This window comes from Paenibacillus sp. RC21 (genome assembly GCF_044907935.1).
GTDB lineage: Bacteria > Bacillota > Bacilli > Paenibacillales > Paenibacillaceae > Paenibacillus > Paenibacillus terrae_A.
In genome coordinates this window covers 162,776-179,265 of sequence record NZ_JBIYCS010000007.1, presented here as the reverse complement: position 1 = coordinate 179,265, position 16,490 = coordinate 162,776, and the positions used below count along the sequence as shown (strand labels likewise).

The window sequence follows — 16,490 nt, the reverse complement described above, 5'->3', positions numbered from 1 at the left end:
AGCAAAATGATCAGGTCCATTTCAGAGTTACACGGAGATTTCCGGTGCTGCCTAAATCCGTGATCTGATAGGAGATGGTTTTTAACCCGAGCTGATACAACGATTGTAAATCTTCTTTGAGACTTCGCTCTGTCCCCTGATAGCCAAAGGTAAGCGTGGCCCCTCCCTTATTAATCTCTTTGCGAACCTGCTCCTTGATTTCGGAGGATGATTTAACCAGACCCTTGCCGTCTTGCAGCGGATATTCCAGGTTATTGTACAGCTTTTGATACACAGCAGCCTTGGGTCCTCCCGCAGCTATCAACCCCGACAATGTCTGTCGATACGATGTGTTCGCCTGAGGATACTGTTTAACCCAGGAGTGATCCCTGCGCATTTCCGAATCAGTCAATTGATAATACGAAGTGCTTACCTCGTTGCCACGATCCGGGGTCGGATCATCCCATGTCGTATCCATGTGATACCAATGTCCATCCAGCAAAACAAGATTCCATGCATGCAGCTGGCCTCCTGCTCTTCCCTCTACAATCCGGTTGGTAATCCCAGAGCGTTCCAGCATTTTGTAGGCCAGCAAGGAATAGCCCTGACACACCGTGCTTCCGGTTTTCAGGCCATCGTATGCCGTGTACTTTTGCTGCGTTTCATCATATTTCAAACGAACCACGATCCAGTCATGAATGGCCTTCACCTTCTCATGATCCGTCATCCCCTTCGTAATGATGTCCCCCAGCACAGCTTTAACCGTGCTATCTACATATGCGGTCTGCTCCTTCGTCTCCCGGTAACTCAGACGGATCGTAACCTCAGCGGACGTGGTTGTGCCTGTATAGCTGAATGCGTAGCTTTTGATCGTATAATTCACATACGGGTCGCTCTCCATCGCCTGTTTGATGGCTGTCTGTAACTGCTGCTTAAGACCGTTCACCCGCCCTTGATATGTAAAGGTCAGCGTTTCACTCCGCGTAGCCATTGCCTGTAAAAGCTTATTTTGAAGCTGCTGTGACGATACGGACGGAGCCGGCTTGACCGACGCAGCATATACATTGTTCCCCCACTCCACAGCATGCGGCAGCAACACAGCCAGCGCTGCACCTGCCACCAGGCATTTTATAAGCCTAACCCCGATTTTTCTGTTCATACAGAGCGTTCCTGCCCTTCTTAGCATAATTGTAAACAGCTCTATCTTACCATAAAAACAGCTAACCCAAGCGCTCTAGTTTTGTCGGTTACAGGCGGGCGAGAATCTGGATAAAGACAGGTTTTGACACTACGCTTATCTCCCCGATTGAATAGGCAACAGACAGGCCATACCGTTCACAGAGAGTTTTATCACAGCAGCTTGGCACTCCTTATGATAAGGTACTGGCATCGGAAATCATTGATATTGATTCTCATTCTACATTAGAAAGGCTGAGCACCATGCCAGAATGTATCTCGCTCCTTCGTACTCCACCGGGTCAACCCGTGCGGCTGCAATCTCTTGCCTCTCTTCACCCCTCATTGCGTCGACGCTTAACGGACATGGGCATTGACGAAGGCTCCATTATACGGTTAAAAAAAATCAGTCTGTTGGGCGGCCCTATTGTTATTGAATGCAACGGTCAACTGGTCGGCCTCCGTCAAAATCAGGTAAAACAACTGGAGGTCGTTCCTTCATGGACATGATCGCTCTATTCGGTAATCCCAACACGGGGAAAACCTCATTATTCAACAAGCTGACTCGTACGTATGCAGAGGTAGGGAACTGGTCCGGGGTTACGGTGGAAAAGAAAACAGGTCTGCTGCGCGACAAGTCTGCCGTTTTGGTGGATTTGCCAGGTGCCTATTCCTTGCTTCCACTTTCGCTGGATGAAGGTATCGCTACCCGTTATTTGCTGGAAGAACCGCCTGCGGCTTTGATTAACATCGTGGATGCCTCCCAGCTCCAGCGTAATCTGTACCTGACTGTACAACTGCTGGAATATGGCCGTCCGCTCGTACTTGGCTTAAATATGACCGACGTAGCCGATGCCACGGGCCTTCTAGTGAACAAGGAATTGCTGGCTGATCAATTGAACGTTCCCATCATTCCCATGGTGGCACGCACGGGCAGTGGCAGTAAGCAAATGCTCGCATCACTTCGAGAGGTACGACATTCGCCAAATTCCTTCCAGTTGGATTACGGCCCTGCCGTCGAAGCCGCTATAGCAGATATTTGCAGCTTGCTGACGAATACATCTGTGCCAAACCCTCGGTGGGCAGCTCTACAGTGTCTGGAAAACAATCCTGTCGTTATGGAATGGATGACGAATGAGGTACAGCATGAAAAAATAACGGATCGCATCCAGCGTTGCGAGAAAGAACTTCTCCGTGAAGGCTATTCGGCTACTCCCGCTCAGCATATCCGTTCTATACGTACAGCGTGGATCGCTGATCTGTGTACAAAGGCGCTCGACACGTCCAAACTCAAGCCGCACAGTCTGACAGACAAGCTGGACGCACTGCTAACCCATCGGTATCTGGGGATTCCGATCTTTTTGCTGCTGATGTACGCTACCTTCAAGTTCACCTTCGATTGGGCGGGTACTGTTCTTTCAGATATGCTGGACGGATTTTTTTCAGGGACACTAAGCAGTTGGATTTCTGAATTGCTCGTTCACTTGAACGCGTCCGCTTTTACGCAAAGTCTAGTCGTGGACGGCATCGTGGCGGGAGTCGGGGGCGTGCTCGTTTTTCTGCCTCAGATCGCCATTTTGTTCCTTATTATTTCGCTGATTGAAGACTCCGGGTATATGGCACGGGTCACGATATTAATGGACCGTCTCATGCAAGCTGTCGGCTTGAACGGGAAAAGCTTCATTCCCTTTATTATCGGCTTTGGCTGTAATGTTCCAGCCATTATGGCGGCACGTACGATTGAACAGCCCAGAGAACGCCTCATTACGACGTTGCTGGTACCCTTCATGTCCTGCTCCGCCCGCCTGCCAGTCTATGCGTTGTTTGCGGGCGTATTTTTCCCAACACACGCAGCAAGCATCATCATGCTGATGTACGTGCTAGGAATCGTCGTGTCGCTTGTACTTGCGAAGGTTTTCTCCAAGGTATCCTTTTTGTCGGGTGAGCCTTCCCTCTTCATCGTGGAGCTTCCCCCTTATCGTGTGCCGCAAGCTCTTACACTGTTTCGCAGCACGTGGGAAAAGGTTAAGGGCTTCGTCCGCAAAGCTGGAACGATTATTCTCGCAGGGTCCGTCGGTATTTGGCTTTTGTCCAATTTCGGCCCCCAAGGGTTCGGTGCAGAAATGAATGACAGCCTGCTTGCCACTGTTGGAGGATGGTTCGCCCCCATACTGGCCCCTCTCGGCTTCGGTACCTGGCAAGCAGGCGCATCCCTGCTCACAGGCTTTATGGCCAAGGAGGTTGTGGTATCGACGATGAATATCATTTACCACGTTCCGGACATGCAGGGACTAGAAATGCAAGTAAGGCATGCCTTTACGCCGTTAGCCTCTTTTAGCTTCATGGTGTTCATTCTGTTGTATGTGCCATGTCTGGCCACGGTAGCGGTCATTCGTAAAGAAACCCTTTCGTGGCGCTGGACCGGATTTTCCGTGATCTATCCTTTGACCGTTGCATATATTATTGCCGTTGTGATCTATCAGTGTGGCAGATTATTAGGTTGGGGTTAAGTTAGAGCCCTATGAAAATAGAAGGAAGTGGATTCCATGATCAATATCATCATTTTACTGGTGATTCTCGGTTATAGCGCGTGGGTGTTCGTACGCTTTTTGCGAAAAAGCCGTCAAGGTGCTTGTGCCGGATGCTCATCGAGCAAATCATGTCCGGGCTGTGCCACGAGTGCTGTGAAGGAAGACCAAGCGAACATCAACAGAAATATCTAATCCAAGCTTAGCATCCCCATGAAAAAAGCGTCTGCGGGTTTATCCTGACCCGAAGACGCTTTTCCTTTACTCTCAAACTCACAATATTTAGCGGTATTCCGCCAACCGTTCATTTAGCTCCCGCGTGTGCAGGTAGACTTCACGATACAGCTCATACAGGCCTTCATATTGAACCACACGTTCCGGGTCTGGCGAGTATCTGGCTGCTTCACGGAGAAAAGATTCCGCGCACGCTTGCAACGATTCAAACCAGCCGCTTCCGTAAGCGGCCAGCATCGCCGCCCCCAAGGCAGGCCCTTGCTCGCTTTCCAGCTTGATGATATCCGCGTTAAAAATATCTGCCTGCATTTGCAGCCACGCTTCATTACGCGCACCGCCGCCGATGGAAATGATCTCATTCACCGCTTTGCCCGTTCCTCTGAGAATATCAATGGATTCCTTGAGCGAGAATGTAATTCCCTCCAGCACCGCCCGTGTAAAATGTGCGAGCTTATGCCCCGCATCCATCCCGATAAAGCTGCCTCGAATGGTTGCATCAGGATGAGGGGTACGTTCGCCGACAATATAAGGCGTAAACAGCAGCCCGCGGCTACCCGGCTCAATCGAGTCCACACCTTCCAACAGTGCATCAAAGGAATGCTCCGGTGCAAAGGTATCCTTAAACCACGTCAGGCTGTACCCGGCCGCGAGCGTAACGCCCATAATATAATAAGCATCCTGCTCACTATGATTAAAAAAATGCGCCCGACCCTGCACATCAATATCCTTGCGCTCCTCATAGGAAAGCACAACGCCTGAGGTGCCAATGCTGCACAAGGTGCGGCCTTCGCTCAAAATACCAGCGCCAATCGCACCACATGCGTTGTCCGCGCCACCTGCATACACCTTCGTTGCAGGCGAAAGTCCGGTCTGCTCCGCAATCTCCGGCAGCAGCGTGCCTGTCTGATCGAACGATTCCACCAACGGTGGGAACAGAGTCAACGGCAGTTCGAAAGCAGCAGCAATCTCTTGGCTCCACTGCTTTTTGGCCACATCCAGCAGCAGCGTGCCCGCCGCATCCGAATACTCCGTTGCCAGTTCTCCCGTCAGGCGATACCGCACATAATCCTTCGGCAGCATAAAATGGGCTGCACCAGCCAGCACGTCCGGCTCATGCTCCTGCACCCACAGCAGCTTGGGCAGCGTAAAGCCTTCCAGCGCCCGGTTACGCGCGATACTTAGCAGATCCGGTCCGAGCTGTTCTTCAATGCGGCGGCACTGCGCCGTTGTACGTGTATCGTTCCACAGGATGGCTGGACGAAGCACTTGGCCGTCCTTGTCGGTCAGCACAAGCCCGTGCATCTGTCCCGAAAAGCTAATGCCGTCCACAGCATCTGCCTCGCCGATTCCAGCCTTTTCCACGAGCTGCTTCAGTGCTGTTAACGTACCGCTGACCCAATCCTCGGGATGCTGCTCGCTATACCCTGCCTTCGGTTGATGGAGTGGATAAGACTGGGAGGTTTCAAAAGCCACCTGTCCCTTGCGGTTGACCAGCACCGTTTTGACCGCGCTGGTACCCAAGTCCACGCCGATGACGTAGCGCTCTTGCTCCTGTTTCTGCTTTTCCTGCATCGAAATTCCTCCTTTCCTGTTACCATATAGACGCTGTCTCATGTATAGGTTCTGGCATTAATCCGCTAAAATGTATTGATTTAATGTCGCTTTCAGATACTCCTGACGACCGGATACGTTTTTGCGTGGTGCTTCGTTCGCCAGTGCATATTCAGCCAAAGAAGCAAGCGTTGCTTTACCGGATACGATGTCTGCTCCAATACCTTCTTTAAAGCTGCTATAGCGCTTGTCGATAAAGTCCTCGAACACGCGGTCCTCGATCAGTTTGGCAGCTACCTTCAGGCCTTTCGCATACGTATCCATACCTGCGATGTGTGCGAGGAACAAGTCTTCTGGCTCAAACGATGCTCTGCGCACCTTGGCATCAAAGTTGATACCGCCGCGACCCAAGCCGTCATTTTGCAGCACTTCATACATGGTCAGGGTTGCATCATACAGATCAACCGGGAATTCGTCCGTATCCCAGCCCAGCAGCAAATCTCCCTGATTTGCATCCAGTGACCCCAGCATGCCGTTAATCCGTGCTACACGCACTTCATGATCAAAAGTATGACCCGCCAAAGTTGCATGGTTAGCCTCCAGATTGAGCTTGAAATGCTGATCCAGATCATATTTTTGCAGGAAAGCAATCGTCGTTGCCGCATCAAAATCATACTGGTGCTTGGTTGGCTCCTTCGGCTTCGGCTCGATCAGGAACTGGGCATCAAAGCCGATCTCCCGCGCATAGTCTACGGCCAGATGGAACATCCGTCCCAAATTGTCCTGCTCCAGCTTCAAATCTGTATTCAGCAGCGTATCGTAGCCTTCACGGCCTCCCCAGAACACATAGTTGTCCGCGCCCAGACGTTTGCCCACTTCCAACCCTTTTTTAATCTGGGCTGCAGCGTGAGCGTATACATCTGCATTGCTGGTCGTTGCCGCTCCGTGCAAATAACGAGGATGACTGAACATATTCGCCGTGTTCCACAGCAGCTTTTTACCCGTTGCCTTCATATGATCTTCGATCAAATCCACGATGGTATCCAGGTTGCTGTAAAATTCCTTGAGCGACGCGCCTTCCGGAGCAATATCAACATCATGGAAAGCAAAATAAGGCAGGTTCAGCTTATCCAGCAGTTCAAAAGCAGCTTCCACACGGGCCTTCGCCAAATCCAGCCCGGTAAACTTGGACCACGGACGCTCCGCCGTCTCTACCCCAAATGGATCGGAGCCACCTGCAACAAGTGTATGCCAATAGGCCATGCTAAAACGCAAATGCTCTTCCATTGTTTTCCCAGCCACAATTTCCTGAGGATTATAAAATTTGAACGCAAAAGGATTATTGGATTGCTTGCCCTCAAAATTAATTTTAGATACCTGCTCGAAATAAGCCATTAATAAGTTCCTCCTTTGTGGTAACCGTTATAGCAATCTTTATAGTAAACGTTTACAAAAAAGATTCTAGCACAGCCAAAAGACTTTGTCTATTGCTTAAACTAAGTTTGTTTTTATGATATACTATTGGGAATTACACCAACAGGAAGTGAAAAAATCATGAATGTCACTGGCGATCAGGCGCTTGTCAAAAAGCTGAATAAATCCATTGTGCTGGAGCGTATTCGCCTCCATGCCCCCCTATCCCGAGCACAATTATCCAGTCAAACCGGGTTAAATAAGGCTACCGTCTCCAACCTGGTGGCGGAGTTGATCACCGACGGGCTTGTATATGAAACGGGATTAGGTGAATCCAGTGGCGGTCGCAAGCCTTTAATGCTGCTGTTTAACAGTCGTGCGGGCTTTGTTCTCGGCATCGAGGTCAGCGTGCAGTATATCAAGGGTGCTCTGACCGATTTGGCAGGAACCATTGAAACAGAGCTTACCTTCCCCCTTGCGCAGCATGATCCTGCTTTTGTTATGGAGCAGATTCAAAAGCTGGTTCAGGGACTGATGCAGACAGCCCCTCAATCCCCTCACGGTATCGTCGGTATTGGGCTAGGGGTGCCGGGTATGGTGGATGAATCGGGAACTGTTTTGTTCGCGCCCAATCTGGGCTGGGAAGAGGTTCCGTTGCGGCATCAGCTTGAGGAAGAGCTTGGCCTTCCCGTGGTGGTGGATAACGAGGCCAACGTCGGCGCACAGGGCGAGCTGTACTATGGTATGGACGGTGAGCATCGGCAACTGGTGCGGGATCTGGTCTACATCAGTGCAGGGTCCGGGATTGGGGCCGGGATTATCATTGACGGCAAGCCGTATCAAGGAGCCTGGGGGTACGCCGGAGAGACGGGTCATATGTCCATTGATTGGAACGGGCGGCTCTGCTCCTGCGGTAGCCGGGGCTGCTGGGAACTATATGCTTCGGAGAAGGCGTATGCGGCATCCACTTTCAAGCTGCCCGCACACAGTACAGCGGAATTACTGCCGTTTGCCCTGCAAGGTGACACGAATACGTTAAGCGTCTTTCGTGATATCGGGCGATATTTGGGCGTGGGCATTACCAACATTGTGAACAGCCTCAACCCCGGAATGCTTATCATCGGCGGTCCACTGGCGGAAGCCAGAACATGGCTGGAACAGAGTATGCGTGAGGTGATTGATGAACGTGCCTTGCCCTATCACCGACGGCAGCTGCAAATCCGTTTTTCCACGCTTGGCAGCCGTTCGACCATGCTGGGTGCAGCCTACGCGGCGACTGCTCCTTTTCTCGGGCGTGTAAGGGTATCTTTGTAATGAGAACCAGCTCTACGTATCAACCTTTATGCATATTATTCAATTAGTCAAATATAATAAAAAGACTCTAAGTAATTATATTAGTTTTCCCCCCTCACTCTGCGACTTATTTTTTGGGAACAATACTTCGCTTATTTATTTTTATAAAAATTCATATTATGAATAATTTTCCCAAATTCTAATTACTGCTTATTGAAGTACAATTGTTTTACAAAATATTATTACAAATCTTTTTTTATTCCATTTGATAGTCTCGAATGATAGGCAGAAATTCATATAAAAGGAAGTGACTTTATTAGTTGCTACAGTTCTGCCATTATTTCAAACTATAAATATCCAAAAAGGTGGAATACAAATGAAGAAGCTTTATGGATTAAGCGTTTCATTAATGTTGGCGTTTGTTCTTTTCCTGCTTCCTATTGTTGCTTCCGCGGCACCTACCCCACCACTGACAAGCCTCGAAATCGTCGGAATTACCTCTGATGGATACAACTATGAGTGGAGCAATGCTCATCTATCTGGAACAGAAGGCGTGATAGCTGTTCAGGTCAGAGGAACGATTTGGGGATCTCCTCCAAAACCAAACATTGTACAAGATGGTACTATCATTCCTACCACACAAGCCCTGCCCAATGACTATATAACAGATTCGGGAAATAATGTAATTGGCACGATCTACTATCGCGCTTTTGATCTTAGCGACGTAACTTCAGGACTTCTTTTTGCAACCGCCCAAGATTACTATCCTCCTAATAGAACCTTCACTGATAATATTGCTATCACCGTTGAAAAATAAAAACAGAAAAAGGTAAATGTTTACAACATTTTTGCCGATAACAAGAATGAGAACATTAACAAGGAGGGCTTATTCTTGGCAATTAGCGCAAAAATCAACGGGCAATTTACATCTGAATTTGCGGCTTACACTAAACTGACGCTTGTAAACCGTATTCAAAATCAAGTATGCCACATTCCAAACACTCCCCAATCCAAATCCATGAGTTTTCAACAGTTCATGGATGCGATACAGAAGGATCAGGAAGTGAACCACAGTAATGCTCGTCGTATATCAACTGATGAAGAAGCAAATAATCGTATCTATCAGCAGAAAAATGGATTTAATGTGTTTTCTAATCAAAGATTTACGACTATCGAGAAAGCCTACGAATTAGGATTAGTTGATCGGAAAGGTATTCTAATCTCATCCTTCAATGCCCAAGGATAAGATTTCAGAATTCAGGATTTGTAAAAGGGATGCTTCGTGAGTACTACGAAGCATCCCTTTTACAAATTAATTGCTCCTCGGTTGGCAACGCTTCCAGAGTAAGCAAATCTTGTATGGACAGCATAAAAAAACCGCCCTGATAAGATATCAAGGCCGATCCATGTTAATGTTTAAAGTTAAAACGGCACGACAGAGATCATCTCCCTGCGGGATAGGAATGGAACTAATTTTCCATCCATGAGGTGCCCCCAAGCGGGTACACGCGAGTGCCTGCATCAGCGTATTTGAAGTAATGGATACTCACTACTTAGTTATATTAAAAGCAATTTCTCACAAAAAATCAAACCAACTGATCACAGCCTAAGACTGTATTTTCACGAATATTTTTGTAAAAACAGGCCCCCATCGCAGTACGTAACTGCAGCGAAGGCCTTTTTTAAAACCATACGACGATCACAGAACCGTCGTCTGTTATGAAGTTGGATTAAGCGTTCAACACTTTTTCAAACTTGGTTTTGTTCATGCCGGAAATACGTTCTTCTCCGATCAGGGTCAATGGAACGGCACGAATGCCCATGTCCCAAACTTCTTGAGCGAAAGCATCATTGGTTTCGATGTTGCGTTCTTCGTACTCTACACCCTTCTCAGTCAAATAGCTTTTCACTTGACGGCAATGCGGGCAGTTTGTGGATGTGTATACAATCGCTTTTTCCATGAATATCACCTCATAAATTATTTTTTAGAAATTATATATATATTCATACTTGTACGAAATATTACAGGGCCAGCGCGCTGTGCTCCAGGCTTTCGATATACTTCTCGCTATCCATAGCGGCCATGCAGCCGCTGCCTGCTGCTGTAATCGCTTGTCTATAGCGTGTATCCTGTACGTCGCCACAAGCGAATACCCCAGGTACGTTCGTTTCGGAAGTACCAGGATTTACAACGATATAACCGTTCGCATCGGTTGTGATTTGACCACCCAGGAAGCCAGTATTCGGATGATGACCGATCGCCACGAATACGCCGCTAACTGTAATAATTTCCTCTTTACCTGTTTCATTATTCAATACTTTCAAGCCAGTTACCCCGTTCTCGTCAGCAATCACTTCTACAGGAGTACGATTCAGTGCCCATTCGATTTTAGTGTTTGCACGAGCGCGGTCCTGCATAATTTTGGAGGCGCGCATTTCTTCACGACGATGCACCAGCGTTACTTTGGAAGCAAAACGTGTCAGGAAATTTGCTTCCTCCAACGCCGAGTCTCCACCACCGATAACAACAATTTCTTTGCCACGGAAAAAGAATCCGTCACAGGTTGCGCAAGTGCTCACGCCACGTCCAATGTTATCCTGCTCGCCCGGAATACCCAGGTATTTCGCAGTCGCACCTGTGGAAATGATCAGCGTATCTGTAACCAATTCGCCCAAGCCCTCCACATCCAATGTGAACGGACGAGCGGCTGTGTCGACCTTGTTCACCCAGCCTGTGCGGAATTCAGCACCGAAACGCTCTGCTTGCTTACGCATATTATCCATCAGATCGGGTCCCATGATTCCTTCGGGAAAGCCAGGGAAGTTTTCAACTTCTGTTGTTGTAGTCAATTGTCCGCCCGGTTGCGGTCCTTCAATCACCAGTGGACTCATATTTGCGCGTGCCAGATAAATAGCAGCTGTCAAACCGGCAGGGCCGGTACCTATAATAATGGACTTGTACATATCTTTGTTCCTCCTAAAATATGATAAGAATGATATAGCGAATTTTCGGTACCGGGAGATGGGCTAATGCATATACTCTAAAAGTAGTTCTGCCAGACGCTCATTCAAAAATGTGGACACCCGGATCTTGCAAAAACGATTCACATATTTAATATCTTTTTATGACTTAGACTGATTCTAAATCCTAATTCCATTATGCGGAAAGAGCTGCAAACAGTCAAATGAAGTTTTCATGAAGCGAACCTTAAAGATTAATAAGGTATGGAGGGATTATCCCGATTATGAGTGACATGTTTGTAGGCAGCCTTATTTCTGCCCTGTCCACCGGGCTCGGTGCCGTGCCCATACTGTTTATGCGTAAAATTACGCACCGTCTTCGTGATGTACTGTTGGCTTATGCTGCGGGGATCATGACTTCTGCATCTGTGTACAACCTCATTCCCGAGGCCATCAATCATTCCAACTGGTTCGTGCTGTCTGCGGGGATTTTACTCGGCTGTCTTGTGCTGTTAGTGATGGAAATGTATATTCCACATGCCGATCTGGAGAACCCGGATTCCAAAACCTTTCATCTGGAGTCCAAATCTTTTCTCATCATCGCGGCCATTACACTGCATAATTTGCCCGAGGGACTTTCCGTCGGGGTCAGCTATGCGAGCGAAACTCAAAATCTTGGTAATCTCATTGCCTTTTCCATCGGTCTGCAAAATGCCCCGGAAGGCTTTATCGTCGCTCTATTCCTCGTGAATCAAAACATTGGGCGCTTCAAGGCATTGGGCATTGCTACCCTCACCGGGGCCGTTGAAATTATTACAAGTCTGATTGGATTTTATTTGAGCAGTTGGGTTAATGGACTGGTTCCTTACGGTCTTGCCTTTGCCGCAGGAGCGATGATGTTTATCGTCTACAAGGAGCTGATTCCCGAAAGCCACGGGGACGGGAACCAGCGTATCGCAACCTTCTCTTTTATTCTCGGTCTGATTACGATGATTGGTCTAACCGAATGGCTATAGCCGTGTATCACAAAAAGGCTGCCCTCTGCCTGTAGTCCAGACAGAAGAGCAGCCTTTTCAGGGATGGCTCGTTCGTAATTCATTTTTTTCGGTTCATAGAACGCAGCGCTTCACGATATTGCTCGTCCTCGCTTTTGTGCGTCTCACGTTCTCCATGGTTATTTCTATGCGGTTCTTCCTTTTCTTCGCCCTTTCCGGCAAATCCGCGTAAAGCCGCCCGATAGTCCTGATCCCCGTAGGAATCTTTGGTGTGTACGCTAACTCTCATCGGCCTGGTATTGGTATCTACGTCAGACTCCTCATGATGAATCTCCGCGTCCGCAGCCTTATGGCGCGTCTCTCGCGTAGAATCAGGATCCGGCAACTCCCTCGCCTTGGGCTCCACTTCCACCGGATAAGGACGTTTGCTTCTTTGCCGTGAATCCTCGTCGGACGGGCTGACCGCTTTTTTGGGAGAGGGTTTACGCGCCATTTTCGTGTTGAATACCAGCAAAAAGATAAAAGCAACCGCAGCTACTACGATAAAAGCAATAGTCATGAGCGGCCTCCTATTCTCTGCCAGCGTTACGGTACCGTCCCGCCGTCTCAGCGACCCGTTGGCCCAAAGACCGACCAAGTGCAAGATCATCACCCGTTGGGAAATTGGGCGGACCGTTCGGGTCTGTCTCCACCGGACACGTCACCCCTACGCCGTAATAGGAGCCGTATAGCGCATTTTCCGTAATATTAGCTGGCAGCCCTACGATAATCATGCCTTGATGCAGCATCGGAGTAATCAAATTCAGCAGTGTGGATTCCAAGCCGCCATGAACGGTAGCAGTTGTGCAGAACACCGCTCCGATTTTATCTACCAGCTTGCCCTGCGCCCACAGATACCCGAGCTTATCAATCCAGCTTTTCAAGCCACTGCTGATCGTTCCAAAATGACCCGGGCATCCCCAAATGATCGCGTCTGCGTTCACCAGTTCATTCACATCGGCTTCATCGACATGCTTCAGCAACACTTCTGTGTGCTCATGGCGTGCGCCTTCTGCAATGGAACGAGCAAGACGCTCCGTATGGCCATTTTCACTGTCATATACAATCATGATTCTGGTCGTCATTATGCGCATCATCCTTTGTCAGCAAAATCATCCTTTTCACATGCGCTCTTATCCTTCCCTAAAATCCGGCTGAATATTGTGAAACTTTTGGCGCATACTTTGAAAATCCAAGAACTAGGGAGGCATGTACACATGAATTCACGCGCCATATTGGTCAACCTGCTGGTTATTATCATTATTCTGGCAGGTGGCGGAGCCGCCGCCTATTACTACAATCAATCCGCTAACTACATAAAAACAGACAATGCCCAAGTGAGCGGACAAGCGGTCACCGTTGCCTCTCCAAGCGCGGGCAAGCTTACAGGCTGGAACGCTGAAGTCGGCAAAACCTACACGGCTGGAAGCACACTTGGCAGTGTAGAGGGTGGCGGAAGCCGGGTTAGCATCACCATTCCAACCGATGGCACCATTGTGCAGCAATCTGCGGTCAACAACTCGATTGTCGGAGCGGGTACGCCTTTGGCCAAGGCTTTTGATCTGAACAATTTATGGATTACCGCCAATATAGACGAAACGGCTGTGCAGGATCTTCAGGTGGGGCAGACGGTGGATGTATATATTGATGCATATCCCGACACGTCCCTAAGCGGCAAAATCGAAAAGATCGGTTTGGCGACGGCCGCCACCTTTTCGCTGCTCCCTACCTCCAATACTACTGCCAACTATACCAAGGTGACGCAGGTCGTGCCTGTTAACATTTCCATTCAAGGCTACAAAGGACTGGGCATTATCCCGGGCATGAGTGCAAGCATCAGAGTACACAAGTAGGAGGCTGTCATGGAACAAAAAATGTCCATCGGACGAATCCTGTCCGTACTGCTGCTGGGCGCCTTCATTTCTATTTTGAATCAAACCCTGCTGAATGTGGCGATTCCGCATTTGATGAACGACTTCAATGTATCCGCAACTACCGTTCAATGGCTATCCACCGGATATATGCTGACCAACGGGATTCTGATTCCGATTACCGCCTTCATGATTGAGTCGTTCGGGACACGTGCGCTGTTTATTTCCGCGATGGGGCTGTTTACTGCTGGTTCTGTCGTTTGCGCCGTCAGTACCGGCTTTGCGCCTATGCTGGTCGGACGCATCATTCAGGCCAGCGGAGCGGGTATTATCATGCCAGTGGTTATGAACGTGTTCCTGACCGTATTTCCCCCGGAAAAACGGGGGGCAGCCATGGGAACGATGGGCATCGCGATGATGTTTGCCCCAGCGATAGGACCCACTTTATCCGGCTGGATAGTGGAGCATTACAGCTGGCGGCTGCTATTTTTACTGGTCATTCCGCTGGCGATCATTGATATTCTGTTTGCCGTACGCTGGCTGAAAAATGTGTCCAAGCTGACGTATCCTCATTTTGACCTGCTGGGAACGATCTTTTCGACCCTTGGCTTTGGCTTCCTGCTGTATGGCTTCAGTTCCGCTGGAGACAAGGGCTGGAGCAGCAATACAGTAGTGCTCACGCTCGCTGCCGGGCTCGTGTTTATTGTAATGTTTGTCGTACGCGAGCTGAATATGAGACAGCCCATGCTGGAGTTCCGTGTGTTTAAGTATGATATTTTTACGGTATCCACGCTGGTCGGCGCTACCGTCAATATGACGATGTTCGGCGGAATGCTGCTGCTGCCGATTTATCTGCAAAATATACGCAGCTTTACACCGCTGCAATCCGGTTTGCTGTTATTGCCCGGCGCACTGCTGATGGGTGTCATGTCACCGATATCGGGAGCGATTTTCGACCGCATTGGTGCAAGGCCACTGGCAATTATCGGGTTGATCATTACGGCAGTCACGACATGGGAATTCAGTCTGCTGACGGATGCCACGACCTATGGACACATTATGATCATCTATACGATTCGCAGCTTCGGGATGTCATTGTTAATGATGTCCGTACAGACAGAAGGGCTGAATCAGCTTCCTCCCCATCTGGGCAGCCACGGTACAGCCATGTCCAATACAGTAAGGCAAATTGCCGGGTCTATCGGCACCGCATGGCTCATTACGGTGATGAGCAGCCGGGCTACCATTCATTTGGCGGATTATGCGAATGTGGCTACCACCGCCAATGTTCCTTTAACCCAAGGCGTAGCTGAGCTGGGGCAAACCCTGGCGCAAACGGCTGGAGTTTCGACGGAAACTGGCTCGGCGCTTGCGTTACAGCAGGTATATCGAAGTGCCGTCACAGAATCGACGATCCACGGCATTAACGATGCATTTATCATTGCTACCGGAATTGCACTGGCGGGACTGCTGTTCTCCCTGTTCTTGCGGCGGTCTATACCTCGACGGAGATAAACCTGCAACACGATAGGTGTTCGGTGAAAATAAAGTATTAGACTGGAGTCGTTGATTTAACGCGATTTTAAAATTAAAAAATCGTCAGCTTTTGAAAAATTAGTTTTAGACTGATCCATTAAACGAAGCAGCGGCGGACCAAGACTTGATAAATAAAGTCTTAGACTGCCGCTTTTATCATTCAACTAGCGTCTCCCGTTAGCTCAAGGGTCAACCCATTTCAGTATATGATGTGCAAAGTATTGTCCAACCTTGGTAGTTCCAGTCTTATCCGTTACAGGGCTCACTAAGAATGTAATGTCTTTAAAGTCAATCTGATAATTCAGTAAGGCTTTTAGAAATGCAGATTACTGTCGTAACCATCTCGATCTTCTTTCCCGATGTAGCCTTACGGTTATACGCATGCTACTCTATAATCACTCAACAGCTTAAACCATTTAACTAAAGGGAGGATGGTTATGATTGATCTGAACAGCAGCGTTAATCTGTTACATGCGTTCAAAGATAATCAGAAGATGCTAAACGCTATTGGTGACGAAACCAGGCAAGCGATTATTATAACTTTAATGCAGAGTGCGGGAACGCCCGGTATGAGGGTTGGGGAAATTACAGAACGAACCAACTTATCCCGTCCAGCAGTTTTGCATCACCTGACTGAGAAATTTGTACCATCTAAAGAGTTACCAGCGAATATCGCATTATTGAGAATACAATTAGTAAAAATGCATGTCTTCAAATTCGAATTAATAAATCTCGTGGCTTCAAATTTAGAGCCTGAAAAGTCAATGGAGAATAGACACTCCTCAAAAGTAAGACCTGACTGATTTTTGACGTGTTCACAGAGACGCAGCGGCACATTTAGACTAAAAAATATAGTCTTAAGTTGCCGCTGTAATATTTTAACTAACGTTCTCCGTTAGCGTAAGTACATTACA

Annotated in this window: 17 protein-coding genes and 1 pseudogene; 10 read left to right on the top strand and 8 right to left on the bottom strand. The window is 48.5% G+C overall.

Annotated features, from left to right (window positions below; translation table 11 throughout):
* Positions 1–10 precede the first annotated feature (10 nt).
* Positions 11–1,138, bottom strand: a complete 1,128-nt coding sequence (locus ABIA61_RS21035; RefSeq protein ID WP_283653315.1) for a transglutaminase domain-containing protein — start codon at positions 1,136–1,138, stop codon at positions 11–13.
* A 281-nt stretch (positions 1,139–1,419) separates the two neighbouring features.
* On the opposite strand from ABIA61_RS21035, the gene ABIA61_RS21030 reads away from it, so the two are divergent.
* From ABIA61_RS21030 to ABIA61_RS21020, 3 genes are read left to right on the top strand one after another with little or no spacing between them, the layout of a single operon-like run.
* On the top strand, positions 1,420–1,665 hold the full coding sequence (locus ABIA61_RS21030; protein ID WP_044644606.1) for a FeoA family protein: 246 nt from the start codon (positions 1,420–1,422) through the stop codon (positions 1,663–1,665).
* Positions 1,656–3,665 carry a ferrous iron transport protein B gene (feoB, locus tag ABIA61_RS21025; RefSeq protein ID WP_404520784.1) on the top strand — a complete coding sequence of 670 codons (2,010 nt, stop codon included), beginning with the start codon at positions 1,656–1,658 and terminating at the stop codon, positions 3,663–3,665. Before ABIA61_RS21030 ends, feoB begins: the two co-directional genes overlap by 10 nt.
* A 36-nt stretch (positions 3,666–3,701) precedes the next feature.
* Positions 3,702–3,878, top strand: a complete 177-nt coding sequence (locus ABIA61_RS21020; RefSeq protein ID WP_082067089.1) for a FeoB-associated Cys-rich membrane protein — start codon at positions 3,702–3,704, stop codon at positions 3,876–3,878.
* Between the two features lie 87 nt (positions 3,879–3,965).
* On the opposite strand, the gene xylB is transcribed toward ABIA61_RS21020, so the two are convergent.
* A complete protein-coding gene (gene xylB, locus ABIA61_RS21015; protein WP_404520783.1) occupies positions 3,966–5,489 on the bottom strand; it encodes a xylulokinase in 1,524 nt (507 codons plus the stop codon).
* Positions 5,490–5,546: 57 nt separating this feature from the next.
* Positions 5,547–6,863 (bottom strand): xylose isomerase, encoded by a 1,317-nt coding sequence (xylA, locus tag ABIA61_RS21010; protein WP_283653318.1) that lies wholly within the window; start codon positions 6,861–6,863, stop codon positions 5,547–5,549.
* 159 nt (positions 6,864–7,022) lie between these two features.
* Here xylA and ABIA61_RS21005 point away from each other — a divergent pair, with 159 nt between their 5' ends.
* From ABIA61_RS21005 to ABIA61_RS20995, 3 genes are all read left to right on the top strand, one after another.
* Positions 7,023–8,195 (top strand): ROK family transcriptional regulator, encoded by a 1,173-nt coding sequence (locus ABIA61_RS21005; RefSeq protein ID WP_283653319.1) that lies wholly within the window; start codon positions 7,023–7,025, stop codon positions 8,193–8,195.
* A 355-nt stretch (positions 8,196–8,550) separates the two neighbouring features.
* Positions 8,551–8,991, top strand: coding sequence for a hypothetical protein (locus ABIA61_RS21000; RefSeq protein ID WP_404581224.1), 441 nt, complete (start codon positions 8,551–8,553; stop codon positions 8,989–8,991).
* 75 nt (positions 8,992–9,066) lie between these two features.
* Entirely contained in the window at positions 9,067–9,420 is a 354-nt protein-coding gene (locus ABIA61_RS20995; protein WP_283653321.1) for a hypothetical protein, read from the top strand.
* A 484-nt stretch (positions 9,421–9,904) separates the two neighbouring features.
* On the opposite strand, the gene ABIA61_RS20990 is transcribed toward ABIA61_RS20995, so the two are convergent.
* Entirely contained in the window at positions 9,905–10,135 is a 231-nt protein-coding gene (locus ABIA61_RS20990) for a glutaredoxin family protein (protein ID WP_014278134.1), read from the bottom strand.
* A gap of 61 nt (positions 10,136–10,196) precedes the next feature.
* Positions 10,197–11,138, bottom strand: coding sequence for a thioredoxin-disulfide reductase (gene trxB, locus ABIA61_RS20985; RefSeq protein WP_192511426.1), 942 nt, complete (start codon positions 11,136–11,138; stop codon positions 10,197–10,199).
* A 281-nt stretch (positions 11,139–11,419) separates the two neighbouring features.
* Here trxB and ABIA61_RS20980 point away from each other — a divergent pair, with 281 nt between their 5' ends.
* A complete protein-coding gene (locus ABIA61_RS20980; protein ID WP_044644496.1) occupies positions 11,420–12,151 on the top strand; it encodes a ZIP family metal transporter in 732 nt (243 codons plus the stop codon).
* Between the two features lie 79 nt (positions 12,152–12,230).
* Here the strand turns inward: ABIA61_RS20980 and ABIA61_RS20975 are convergent, their stop codons facing one another.
* Both ABIA61_RS20975 and ABIA61_RS20970 read right to left on the bottom strand, forming a co-directional pair.
* The gene (locus tag ABIA61_RS20975) at positions 12,231–12,689 is read right to left on the bottom strand and encodes a hypothetical protein (RefSeq protein ID WP_283653322.1); all 459 of its coding nucleotides are present in this window, start codon (positions 12,687–12,689) and stop codon (positions 12,231–12,233) included.
* A gap of 10 nt (positions 12,690–12,699) precedes the next feature.
* Positions 12,700–13,254, bottom strand: a complete 555-nt coding sequence (locus ABIA61_RS20970; protein ID WP_404581223.1) for an NAD(P)H-dependent oxidoreductase — start codon at positions 13,252–13,254, stop codon at positions 12,700–12,702.
* Positions 13,255–13,386: 132 nt separating this feature from the next.
* On the opposite strand from ABIA61_RS20970, the gene ABIA61_RS20965 reads away from it, so the two are divergent.
* From ABIA61_RS20965 to ABIA61_RS20955, 3 genes and pseudogenes are all read left to right on the top strand, one after another.
* Positions 13,387–14,022 (top strand): HlyD family efflux transporter periplasmic adaptor subunit, encoded by a 636-nt coding sequence (locus ABIA61_RS20965; protein ID WP_137060298.1) that lies wholly within the window; start codon positions 13,387–13,389, stop codon positions 14,020–14,022.
* A 9-nt stretch (positions 14,023–14,031) separates the two neighbouring features.
* Positions 14,032–15,555, top strand: a complete 1,524-nt coding sequence (locus tag ABIA61_RS20960) for a DHA2 family efflux MFS transporter permease subunit (protein ID WP_404581222.1) — start codon at positions 14,032–14,034, stop codon at positions 15,553–15,555.
* Positions 15,556–16,013: 458 nt separating this feature from the next.
* Positions 16,014–16,208, top strand: a pseudogene (locus tag ABIA61_RS20955) (winged helix-turn-helix domain-containing protein); the annotation flags it as partial.
* Here ABIA61_RS20955 and ABIA61_RS20950 read toward each other — a convergent pair.
* Positions 16,202–16,411 carry a pentapeptide repeat-containing protein gene (locus ABIA61_RS20950; protein WP_404520810.1) on the bottom strand — a complete coding sequence of 70 codons (210 nt, stop codon included), beginning with the start codon at positions 16,409–16,411 and terminating at the stop codon, positions 16,202–16,204. The pseudogene ABIA61_RS20955 and the gene ABIA61_RS20950 sit on opposite strands and share 7 nt — an antisense overlap.
* Positions 16,412–16,490 lie beyond the last annotated feature (79 nt).

Coding starts and splice junctions, on each gene's coding strand:
- ABIA61_RS20975 (WP_283653322.1), bottom strand. CDS start 12,689: ATGACTATTGCTTTTATCGTAGTAGCTGCGGTTGCTTTTATCTTTTTG.
- ABIA61_RS20965 (WP_137060298.1), top strand. CDS start 13,387: ATGAATTCACGCGCCATATTGGTCAACCTGCTGGTTATTATCATTATT.
- ABIA61_RS21020 (WP_082067089.1), top strand. CDS start 3,702: ATGATCAATATCATCATTTTACTGGTGATTCTCGGTTATAGCGCGTGG.
- ABIA61_RS20990 (WP_014278134.1), bottom strand. CDS start 10,135: ATGGAAAAAGCGATTGTATACACATCCACAAACTGCCCGCATTGCCGT.
- xylA (WP_283653318.1), bottom strand. CDS start 6,863: ATGGCTTATTTCGAGCAGGTATCTAAAATTAATTTTGAGGGCAAGCAA.
- ABIA61_RS21005 (WP_283653319.1), top strand. CDS start 7,023: ATGAATGTCACTGGCGATCAGGCGCTTGTCAAAAAGCTGAATAAATCC.
- ABIA61_RS21000 (WP_404581224.1), top strand. CDS start 8,551: ATGAAGAAGCTTTATGGATTAAGCGTTTCATTAATGTTGGCGTTTGTT.
- ABIA61_RS21035 (WP_283653315.1), bottom strand. CDS start 1,138: ATGAACAGAAAAATCGGGGTTAGGCTTATAAAATGCCTGGTGGCAGGT.
- trxB (WP_192511426.1), bottom strand. CDS start 11,138: ATGTACAAGTCCATTATTATAGGTACCGGCCCTGCCGGTTTGACAGCT.
- feoB (WP_404520784.1), top strand. CDS start 1,656: ATGGACATGATCGCTCTATTCGGTAATCCCAACACGGGGAAAACCTCA.
- ABIA61_RS20980 (WP_044644496.1), top strand. CDS start 11,420: ATGAGTGACATGTTTGTAGGCAGCCTTATTTCTGCCCTGTCCACCGGG.
- xylB (WP_404520783.1), bottom strand. CDS start 5,489: ATGCAGGAAAAGCAGAAACAGGAGCAAGAGCGCTACGTCATCGGCGTG.
- ABIA61_RS20970 (WP_404581223.1), bottom strand. CDS start 13,254: ATGACGACCAGAATCATGATTGTATATGACAGTGAAAATGGCCATACG.
- ABIA61_RS21030 (WP_044644606.1), top strand. CDS start 1,420: ATGCCAGAATGTATCTCGCTCCTTCGTACTCCACCGGGTCAACCCGTG.
- ABIA61_RS20960 (WP_404581222.1), top strand. CDS start 14,032: ATGGAACAAAAAATGTCCATCGGACGAATCCTGTCCGTACTGCTGCTG.